The following is a 9,057-nucleotide window of genomic DNA, read 5'->3' on the forward strand; positions in this document are numbered from 1 at the left end:
GGCCTATTTCCTTGGCAATCTCGGCATGAAGACGGTGACCACGCCGACGCTGCGCCGTTTCGGTTTCCGCTCAGTGATGGTCGTCAACGGCATCATCGCCTCGGCCTCGATCATGGCTTGCGGAGCGATCTCGCCGCAGACGCCGCAAGCGCTGGTGGTGGCGCTGATGCTGATTGCCGGCCTGTCGCGCTCGATGCAGTTCACCGCCCTTAACACGCTGGCCTTCGCCGACATCGATGCGTCGCAACGAAGCTCGGCGGCGACGCTGTCCTCGATGCTGCAGCAGGTGGCGATGCTGTTTGGCGTCGCGGTGGCGGCGGCGATCCTTAATCTGTCGCAGATCGTCAGGGATCGCCCCGCTCTCGATCTTGTGGATTTTCGAGTAGCCTTTCTGGTGATCGGCGCCATCGGGCTGGTGGCGGCGCTGCGTTTTCTCGTGCTCCCGCCAGGTGCGGGCGCGGAGGTTTCCGGGCACTCGCCGGGAAATTCAGATCGATTTTTCCGCCTGATGCGGAGATAAATTCCGTCCTGTCCCTTTGCCTTGGTGCAGCGCTTTCGCGTGCGGCCGCAATGGCGCAACCAATTGCCAAAAGCGCAGAGTTTTCCGCGCATTGCGCCAGCTTCGGCAATCGATCGTCCACTCGATAAATATCGCAGCCGGCCTGGGTTCCGGGCGCGGATTCATTTGACGAACCGGCGTTGGGCCGATTAGCGTTCTTTCCCAGGGATGGCAGCGCTGCCATCGGGGCAAACGCAGACATGAACACCATCGGCTGGCCAAATTTCAGGAGCCTGAACCAGGAAGGCATTGTCTTTGCCATCGCCGTGGTGCTGTTCGTTGCAGCGGCTATAGGCCTGCCAGGTTTCATCGACCCCAACAATCTCGTCGCCATCGTCCGCTCCGTGTCGGTGCTGGGCATCCTTGCGCTCGGCATGGCCGTGGTCATCATCGGCCGCGGCATCGACCTCTCTGCCGTCGCGATCATGGCGATGTCGGTCGCCTGGTACCTGCAACTGCTGAATTCGGGGACGCCGGACGGGCTTGCCTTCGCCTATGTGCTGGCCGGTGTGCTGGCCATCGGCCTGCTCAATGGTTTTCTCGTCGCCTATGCCGACGTGCCGGCGATCTTCGTGACGCTGGCGACAGGCTCCTTCGTCTTCGGCTATGTACGCTCGCAACTGATCACGCAGGATGCCGTGCCGGTGCCGCAGGGCCATTGGGTCGAGTTGCTCGGCGGCCTGCGCTTCCTCGACATTCCCATCGAGGTTTTCGTCTTCGCAGGGCTGGCCTTCCTGTTCTTCCTGTTCCTTCGCTACACCAAATGGGGCCGCTATATCTATTTCGCCGGCGATAATCCGGTGGCCGCCCGCAACATCGGCATGCCGGTGCGGCCGATGCTGGTGCTGCGCTATGTGCTTTCCGCCTTCGTCGCACTGGTCGCCGGCCTGCTGACGGCGGCCAGCCTGCATTCGATCAATACCCGCGTCGTCAATTCGACGCTGCTCTACGATATCGTGCTGGTGGCGGTTATCGGCGGCATCGGCCTGTCCGGCGGGCGCGGCGGGGTGCGCAACGTGCTGGTCGGTGCGGCACTGATCGGCATCCTGCTCAACGCCATGACCATCATCGACATTCCGCTGCTCTACCAGAACCTGATCAAGGCAGCGATCCTGCTCGGCGCCATCATCGTCGACGGCATCATCAATCCACGTGACGAGCAGACCGCCCAGCAGGGCGACATTTAGACCTGAACTGCGGCGGACGGTTGGGGCCGGCCGCTGATAACAACGACCAAAGCAAAAGGATCCGACATGAAACTGATCAAGACACTCATGGCCGCCGCCACGGCGCTCGCCGTCACCGCCTTCGTGGCGCCAACCTTCGCCGCCGACGATCCGGGGCCGACTGCGTACGCGCAGGCGCTCAAGGGCAAGCGCGTCATGCTGGTGCCGCTGGCAATGGGCTTCGACCTGGCGCAGGGCTGGGCGCACTATCTGAAGACCGAAGTCGAGGCCTGGGGCGGCGTGTTCGAGACGCGCGACCCGAACTGGGTCGTCGATGCCGGCGCGCAGGCGATCACGGACGCCATCTCCTCGGACACCAGGCCGGATGTGCTGATCATCCACGCGCCGGACCTCAACTCCTATTCCAAGCTGATGAAGAAGGCACAGGCCGCCGGCACCTATGTCATCCTGGTCGACAATCCCGCCAACTTCCCGGCCGACGCCTTTATCGGCAGTGACTGGGACCGGCTTGGCCAGCTCGAGGCCGAAGCGGCGATCAAGGGCTGCGGCCCGAACTCGTCGAAGAAGATCGGCCTTGTGCAGGGTGACCAGGCGAACTCCTCCAGCCTCTATCAGTATGCCGGCATCATGAAGGTGCTGGACAAGAATCCCGACTTCAAGGTGGTGGCCAAGCCCGATTCCAACTGGGATGCGACGACCTCGCGCAACGTGACGACGACGATGCTGCAGCAGAACCCGGATATCTGCTCGATCATCGATTTCTGGGATGGCGACGCCACCGGCGCGTCCGCCGCGATCCGCGATGCCAAACTCGACGGCAAGGTGTTCCTGGTCACCACCGGCGGCGGCGAAAAGGCGGCCGATTGCGACAAGCTGGTCGACGGCACCTATGGCGCTGTGGTGATGACCGATCTTGCTCGCCAGTCGGGCGACATGAACGCCATCATCAAGTTCCTGCTGCAGAGCGGCCAGCCGGCCGGCACCTCGCACACCTACATCTACACGCTGGAGAAGGCGACGACCAAGGCCGACCTCAAGCCCGACAGCTGCTGGGACCTGAAGGCGCTGCAGGCACAAGCGGCGGCGGCAAAGTAAGCCGCACCTTTTCGACTGAAGTACAAGCGAGGTGACCGGAAGGATCCGGTCACCTCGTCCCCTCATGGAATAGCAGCAGCCGATGTCCTTTCGCGAACGCCTCCAGTCCTGGCGCTACAATCTCGTGCCCGACCATGTCGTCGGCGAGATACTGACCAAACGCTGGACCGACAACGCCATTCCGTTCCTGGCGCTGGTGGCGACATTGGCGACCTTCGGCTCGGTCATTCCCGGCTTCTTCAAGCTGACCGCTTTGCAGGAATCGACCCGCCAGCTCGGCGAGTTCTCGATGGTCGTCACCGGCATGACGGTGGTGATGCTGGGTGGCGGCATCGATCTGTCGGTCGGCTCGATCTTCGCGCTGTCGTGCTTTTCCGCCGTCTATGTCTTCTTCATCCTCGAACAGTCGATCTGGCTGGCGCTGGCCGCATCGCTCGCCACCGGCCTCATCTTCGGCGCCATCAACGGCTACCTTGTCGGCTATCTCAGGCTGCGCGCCTTTCTCACCACGCTGGTGACCTTCATCTTCGGCCGGGCGCTGTTCGACATCCTGGTCACCACCTATGCCGCCGATGTGCAGCTCTCGACCGCGACATCGGATGTGCTCGACTTCATCGGCGACAGCACCTTCTGGGGGCTGTCCGTCTCGGTGTGGCTGGCGATCATCCTGGCCATCGTCACCCATATCGCGCTGACGCGTTCGCGGCCGGGCTGGCACGTGCTGGCGGTCGGCGGCTCCAGGCGCTCGGCGCACAATGCCGGCATCCGCGTGCGCCGCACCGTGTTCATGACCTATGTCTTTTCCGGCTTCTGCGCCTCGATCGGCGGCTTCCTCATTGCTTGCCGGCTGAGCGGGGCAGGGCCGGGAACCGGCCTCAACCTCGAGATCATGGCGCTGACGGCGGCGGTGGTCGGCGGCGTCAGCCTCGGCGGCGGGCGCGGCTCGGTGATCAAGGGGCTGATGGGCGCAATCATCGTGCTGACCATGACCAACGGTCTGATCCGCTTGGGCTACGGCACCGGCACCAACCAGATGGTGCTCGGCATCATGTTGGCGGTGGCGGTGACCATCGACATCCGCTGGCTGAAGAACCGGCACAAGGTGCTGAATGAGGTCTATGTCGCGCCGGTCTATCTCAAGATGGGCGAGACACAGTCGGCCGCACCCGGCTCGGGCACGCCATACGAACTCGACAACAGGCTGTCGGCCGCAGAGCATATCGGGCTTGGCGAGCTGGAGGGGCCGGAAGACGTCATCCTCGACCGCGACGACAATCTCTATTGCGGCACGCGTCATGGCGAGATCGTCCGCTTCTTCGCGCCGGACTATGTCAGGTCGGAGGTGTTTGCCCACATCGGCGGTTTCCCGCTGGGGCTGGCCTTCGACAAATCAGGCAATCTGATCAGCTGCGTCGGCGCGATGGGTCTCTATTCGGTCTCGCCGGATCGGGAGGTCAAACGCCTCTCGGCGGAGACGTCGCGCTCGTGGACCTCGATCGTCGACGATGCACGGCTGCGTGACCCCAACGACTGCGATATCGCACCGGACGGCCGCATCTATTTCACAGATTCAACTAAGCGATATGACGCCCACGATTGGGCGCTGGATTCGATCGAGAACCGTGCCACCGGCCGGCTGCTGGTCTACGACCCGAAGGACGGCTCGACGAAGACGCTGCTCGACGGCTATCGCTACACCAACGGTGTGTGCATGGCGCATGACGGCAAGTCGCTGTTCTTCGCCGAAAGCTGGGCCTGCCGCGTGCACCGCTACTGGCTGGAAGGGCCGAAGGCCGGCACCGCCGAATGCGTCATCCGCGACATGCCGGGCTATCCCGACAACATCAACCGCGCCTCCGACGGCAATTACTGGATGGCGTGGCTCGGCATGCGCACGCCGAGCTTCGACCTGTCGCTGCGCCATCCCGACATGCGCAAGCGCATGACGCGCCGGCTGCCGCAGGACGAATGGCTGTTCCCCAACATCAACACCGGCGGTGTGGTGAAATTCACAGAGAAGGGCGGGATCGTCGAGGCGATGGGCGACCTCACCGGCGGCGCGCACCCGATGGTCACCTCGATGCGCGAGCACAAGGGGTATCTGTTCGTCGGCGGCATCCTCAACAACCGTATCGGCCGCTACAAGATTGCAGGCGCCGACCCGAACTGGACCAGCCCCGCTTCCTATTGGGGAGCAAAGCCATGATCCTCGACCCGGTGCTCGACCTGTTCCGCGGTAAGGCGGTGACCATCCCGCCGCTCGACGGCGCTTTTCGCCCCAATACGCGGCTGGATGATGCGCCGGCTTTTGCCGAGCTGACGGAACCGGATAATCTGCTGGTTACCGGTGACAGGCTGCTGGTCTCCAGCGGCAACGCCATCCATTCGATTGCTGCTGGAGCGCAACCTGTCGTGGTCGAGACCTTTCCGTCTGCCGTCACCGCGCTGGCGCTGTCGCCATTGGGCGAACTGACGGTCGGGCTGGAAAGCGGCAAGTTGCTGATTGGCGGCAGCGACGTTTCACTGCCGGCCGGGATCAGCTGCATCACCGCACTAGCCTATGCGGATGACGGCACGCTGTGGCTGGCCAACGGCTCGACCGAGCATGCGCCATCGCAATGGGCCGCCGATCTGATGAAGAAGGGCGTGTCCGGTTCGCTCTGGAAGCGAGGCGCCGCAGGCGGTGATTTCCGCAAACTCGCCGGCGACATTGCCTTTCCCTACGGGCTGCATCCTGTCGGCGAGGATCTGCTGGTTAGCGAAAGCTGGCGTCACCAGCTTGTTCGCTTCGATGGCGCTACCGGCAACCGCTCGACGGTGCTTGCACATCTGCCGGGATATCCCGCGCGGCTGTCGCCGTCCGCCGATGGTGGGGCCTGGCTGACCTTGTTTGCGCCGCGCAACCGGCTGATCGAATTCGTGCTGCAGGAAACGCATTACCGGCAGGACATGCTGAGCCAAGTGCCGCCGGCCTACTGGATCGCGCCGGCACTGGCGTCCAGCCGCAGCTTCCTCGAGCCGCTGCAATGCGGCGGCATCCGCACCATGGGCATCCACAAGCCGTGGTCGCCGAGCCGCTCCTATGGGCTGGTGGTCAGGCTCGACCAGAAGATGCAGCCGCTGTTCAGCCTGCACAGCCGCGCCAATGGAACGCGTCATGGCATCTGCAGCGTTGCGGAAAAGGATGGCCGGCTGTTTGTCGCCTCCAGAGGCGGCGACTGCGTGCTGGCGATCGATGCGGGAGGTTTTTGATGGAACCGATCGTTCGGCTGGAAAACGTCACCAAGAATTATCGTGGCGTGCCTGCGGTGAAGAACGTCAGCTTCGAATTGCGCAAGGGCGAGATCCATGCGCTGCTCGGCGAGAACGGCGCGGGCAAATCGACGCTGACCAAGATCATCGCCGGTGTGGTCGATGCCACTTCGGGCAAGATGTTCCACAATGGGCAAGAGATCGCCTACGCCTCGCCGCACGCAGCGCTTGAAGCCGGCATCGCCATGGTGTTCCAGGAGACCAGCCTGGTGCCGTCGATGACGGTGGCGCAGAACCTTTATCTCGGCACCGAAAAGTTCCTCAACCGGCTGCGCGGCACCTACATTTCAGCGCAGCAGTTCCTGCAGTCGCTGAATTTTCCGGTCGACCCCAACGCCATGGTGGCAACGTTGGGCGCCGCCAAGCGGCAGATGGTCGAGATCGCGCGCGCCGTCCACCACAATGCCGAGATCATCATCTTCGACGAGCCGACGGCGACGCTGACGCCGGAGGAGAAGCGGCACTTCTTCGCGCTGATCCGCCGGCTGAAGGCGGGCGGCGTCTCGATCGTCTTCATCAGCCATGCGCTGGAAGAGGCGCTCGATATCGCCGACCGCATCACCATCCTGCGCGACGGCGAGCTGGTCATTACCGACGACACATCCGCCTTCGACCGCGACAGGATCGTTTCCGCCATGGTCGGGCGCACGCTATCGGGACAGATCTACCGCCAGCGCGACGAAGCGAAGCTGCGCAAGGCGGGCAAGAAAGTGCTGTCGGTGCAGGACATTTCGATGAGCAATGTCGTGCGCAACACCTCTTTTTCGATCTTCGAGGGCCAGATCACCGGCGTGTTTGGGCTGATCGGCTCCGGCCGCACCGAGACATTCAAGATCGTCTCAGGCATCTACAAACGGGATTTCCTGCGCGGGGGCGCGATTGAACTCGATGACAGACCGGTGCGCTATCTCGTGCCGAGCGAAGCGGTGGCCGACGGCATCGTCTATGTCACCGAGGACCGCAAGAGCGAAGGCATCTTCGAGACGATGGGCATTGCCGAAAACCTGTTCGGCGGACTGCTGGCGGCGGGCCGCGAAAAGGCCTGGGTGATCAACACGCAGGAGATGCGCGCGCTCTCGGCCGAATGGACGAAGACGCTGAACATCAAGGCAATCAACGACAATGCGCGCGTCGTCGAGCTGTCAGGCGGCAACCAGCAGAAGGTGGTGATCGGCAAGGGGCTGGTGCAGAAGCCGCGCATCGTCATCTTCGACGAGCCGACACGTGGCGTCGATGTCGGCGCGATCGCCGAGATCCACCAGATCATCAACCGGCTGGCCGATGAGGGGCTGGCCGTCGTCGTCATCTCGTCCTACCTGCCGGAGATCATGAACCTGTCCGACCGCATCCTGGTCTGCCGCCAGGGCCGCATCGTCGAGGAGTTTTCGCCGGCGGAGGCCACGGAGGAGAAGATCATGTACGCGGCCGTGCATTAGATTCAGGTGAGGCCGGCCTGCAAATGGCGGTTTCCTGCGCTTCCGGTTCTCACGTACGAAAAGTACGCTCCGCTCCGGTTCTCGGAACCCACCATTTTCGACTCGGCCTGACCTGAATCTAGACGCCGGCGCTGGAAAAGTGAATCGGACGAGTGGATTGGCCGCAATTGCTCAAGACCTGATTCAATTCACGCAACGATCCAACGAAGGAAAAACCCCATGGCCACCACAAAACTCCTCAGCGATGCCGAGGTCGAAAAGATTCCCGCCGTGAAAGCCGTGTTCGAAGACATCCGCGCGACGCGCAAATCTGATTTCGTCAACAATTTCTGGCGCGGGCTGGCCAATGATCCTCCGGCGCTGAAGCGGATCTGGGAACAGTTGAAGGTGGTGATGGTCGCCGACAGCGCCATCGATCCGCTGACCAAGGAGATGATCTACATCGCGGTGTCGACCGCCAATGGCTGCTCCTACTGCGTCCACTCGCACACGGCGGCAGCCCGCGCCAAGGGCATGACCGATGCGCAGCATGGCGAACTGGTGTCGATCATCGGGCTCGCCGGCCAGACCAACCATCTGGTGACGGCGATGCAGATTCCAGTCGATCCGCAGTTCGAGGTGAAGTGAGGCGTCACACCGGCCGGTAAACCTTCTCCGCCGTGTTCCAGAAGATATCCGCCTCGGCCACCGCACCATGCTTGGCCACCGCGTCGCGGTGCGCCTTGATCAGCTCAGCGTGGCTGGTCCACAGCTTCTCGATCGGGAAGTTCGAGCCGAACATCAGATGGTCGGCGCCCAGGATATCGATCGCGTTGTCTACGACATAGGCGATCAGCAGGGGATCGTTGCGGTGGACGAAGGTGCCGAGGCCCGACAGCTTGGCGTAAAGATTGGGCGCCGCCGACAGCGTTTGCAGGCCTGCCTTCCAGGCCTCGGTGGTTTCCGGTTCCATGCCGGTCAGCATGCCTGCATGGGTGAGGATGAAATTCGTTTCGGGGTTCTCGCCGACCAGCGTCAGGCCGTCCTTCATCTGGGCGGGGAAGAGCTGCAGGTCGAAGGACAGGCCATAATCCTTGAGCCGCGCCACATTGGCGCGCACTTTCGGGTCGATCACCTGATCGGCGGAGGCGGCGAAGCGGAAGGCCGGGGTCTCGTGCCAGTGCAACTGCATGCGCAGGCCGCGCAGCAGCTTGTATTTCATCAAGCGATCGATCTGAGGCCTGATATCGTCGACGGTCATGTCGGTGTAGCCGACGATGGCATGCGGCCAGCCGGTTTCGTCGGACGTCTTCTGCAGGAAAGCGACTTCCTTCTCGAAATCCTCCTTGGCCCAGTTGGTCTGGACGTAGACGGCCTTCTCGACGCCTGAATCCCTCTGGTCTTCGAGAAATTCCTCGATCGGATAGTCGCGCCGGATCGGTTCGTAGGGGCCGAAGATGCGCGGCACCATCGGTCCGACCAGCCATGG

8 protein-coding genes are annotated in these 9,057 nt (G+C 62.9%); 7 read left to right on the top strand and 1 reads right to left on the bottom strand.

Features of this window, described 5'->3' with window-relative positions:
- From EN994_RS07885 to EN994_RS07915, 7 genes are all read left to right on the top strand, one after another.
- Positions 1–520 (top strand): MFS transporter (locus EN994_RS07885; protein WP_127307470.1); only part of this gene is annotated, 520 nt, incomplete at its 5' end.
- A gap of 239 nt (positions 521–759) precedes the next feature.
- Positions 760–1,746, top strand: a complete 987-nt coding sequence (locus EN994_RS07890; protein ID WP_013530837.1) for an ABC transporter permease — start codon at positions 760–762, stop codon at positions 1,744–1,746.
- A 66-nt stretch (positions 1,747–1,812) separates the two neighbouring features.
- Entirely contained in the window at positions 1,813–2,841 is a 1,029-nt protein-coding gene (locus EN994_RS07895) for a sugar ABC transporter substrate-binding protein (protein ID WP_063168531.1), read from the top strand.
- An 82-nt stretch (positions 2,842–2,923) separates the two neighbouring features.
- The gene (locus EN994_RS07900; protein WP_013530839.1) at positions 2,924–5,047 is read left to right on the top strand and encodes an SMP-30/gluconolactonase/LRE family protein; all 2,124 of its coding nucleotides are present in this window, start codon (positions 2,924–2,926) and stop codon (positions 5,045–5,047) included.
- A complete protein-coding gene (locus EN994_RS07905; protein ID WP_063168530.1) occupies positions 5,044–6,093 on the top strand; it encodes a hypothetical protein in 1,050 nt (349 codons plus the stop codon). Before EN994_RS07900 ends, EN994_RS07905 begins: the two co-directional genes overlap by 4 nt.
- The gene (locus EN994_RS07910; protein WP_063168529.1) at positions 6,093–7,589 is read left to right on the top strand and encodes a sugar ABC transporter ATP-binding protein; all 1,497 of its coding nucleotides are present in this window, start codon (positions 6,093–6,095) and stop codon (positions 7,587–7,589) included. The genes EN994_RS07905 and EN994_RS07910 overlap by 1 nt, the downstream gene beginning before the upstream one ends.
- Positions 7,590–7,808: 219 nt before the next feature.
- On the top strand, positions 7,809–8,216 hold the full coding sequence (locus tag EN994_RS07915; RefSeq protein ID WP_063168528.1) for a carboxymuconolactone decarboxylase family protein: 408 nt from the start codon (positions 7,809–7,811) through the stop codon (positions 8,214–8,216).
- Between the two features lie 4 nt (positions 8,217–8,220).
- On the opposite strand, the gene EN994_RS07920 is transcribed toward EN994_RS07915, so the two are convergent.
- On the bottom strand, positions 8,221–9,057 hold an 837-nt coding region (locus EN994_RS07920; RefSeq protein ID WP_127307471.1), incomplete at its 5' end, for an amidohydrolase.

The sequence above is a fragment of the Mesorhizobium sp. M7A.F.Ca.CA.002.09.1.1 genome (assembly GCF_003998555.1).
GTDB lineage: Bacteria > Pseudomonadota > Alphaproteobacteria > Rhizobiales > Rhizobiaceae > Mesorhizobium > Mesorhizobium ciceri.